Source organism: Neisseria sp. P0021.S006 (genome assembly GCF_051956895.1).
Genome location: NZ_JBQCWZ010000349.1, coordinates 1 through 1444, shown reverse-complemented (window position 1 = coordinate 1444; position 1444 = coordinate 1). Strand labels below are relative to the sequence as shown.

The following is a 1444-nucleotide window of genomic DNA, read 5'->3' as shown; positions in this document are numbered from 1 at the left end:
GCCCAAGCCCCAAAAGCTTTCCAGCAATACAATAAAACGGCCGCGTACTTTCGGCGGTGCATATTCGCTGACCAGCGACACGGCGACGGGCAGTTGGCCGCCCAAGCCGACGCCGACAAAAAAGCGGCACACCAACAAAACCGTCAAATCAGGCGCAATTGCGCACAAACCTGTGGCAATGCTGTACACCACCATCGTGCCGGCAAAAACGGTTTTCCGTCCGAACCTGTCCGCCAGCCAGCCGCTGAATACCGCACCCAGAGCCATGCCGACAAAGGCAATGCTGACAATCCAACCCAACTGCGCCGGAGCCAACGCCCAATCTTTGCCCAAAGCCGGCAATACAAACGACACCAAGCCTGTATCCATGGCATCAAACAGCCAACCTATGCCGACCAAAACCAGAAGTTTGTAATGAAAGCGGGAGGGCGGCAGATTGTGCAGCCGCGTCAGAATATCCATCACTTCTTTCCTTTGTTTGTGTATGATTGAATTGGGTTTTAGCAATAAATGCTTTAATTTCAGTGACAAACCTAAAACCGAAACATTGTGTCGATTTTAACATTGGTACCCTATGCAAAGAATAGGAAGCGCGTGTTTTTTGGCTATTTTTGAATATATTCATCTCGGCGATAAACCGCATACCATATTAAAACATGAAACAAGAAATCACTTCAGGCCGTCTGAAAGCCGATTATTTGGTTTTCAGACGGCCTGCCGTTTTTTGCAAAGGCTTCCTGCTTGGGTTATGATGTTTATTTGTAATATGTAAACAGACGATTGCCTGTTTTTACATAACAGGCCGTCTGAAACAACGGAGAACGATATGAATGCGGTTGTAATTGCGGTCATCATCATGCTGGCGCTGTCTTTATCGCGCGTGCATGTGGTGCTCAGCTTGGCTGTCGGCGCGTTTGTCGGCGGCTTGGTGGCCGGTATGCCTTTGGAGAATGTAACCAACGCGGCCGGCGATGTGGTGCAGCAAGGGATTATTCCTGTTTTTAACGAAGGCCTGAAAGGCGGGGCGCAAATCGCGCTGTCTTATGCCATGCTCGGCGCATTTGCCATGGCCATCACGCATTCCGGCCTGCCGCAACAGCTCGCCGGCGTGATTATCCGCAAGCTCAACGGCGGCGAAGGCAATGCGAAAGGCGAAGGCGCGGTCAAATGGATGCTGCTGGCGATTATTTTGTGCATGGGCGTGATGAGCCAAAACGTTGTGCCGATTCATATTGCGTTTATCCCGATGATTATTCCGCCGCTGCTGTTGGTGTTCAACCGTTTGAAACTCGACCGCCGCTTGGTGGCCTGCGTGATTACGTTTGGCTTGGTAACGACTTATATGTTCCTGCCTTACGGTTTCGGCGCCATCTTCTTTCCCTCCCTCATGTTGGGCCATATCCGCTCGGCAGGCATGGACACCGGCGGCATCAATGTAATGCAC

At 51.2% G+C, this 1444-nt stretch carries 2 pseudogenes; one reads left to right on the top strand and one right to left on the bottom strand.

What is annotated here, in order from left to right:
* Positions 1-462: pseudogene (niaP, locus tag ACTHUM_RS14015) on the bottom strand (niacin transporter NiaP); the annotation flags it as partial.
* Positions 463-826: 364 nt separating this feature from the next.
* Here niaP and ACTHUM_RS14010 point away from each other — a divergent pair.
* A pseudogene (locus ACTHUM_RS14010) lies at positions 827-1444 on the top strand (sodium:proton antiporter); the annotation flags it as partial.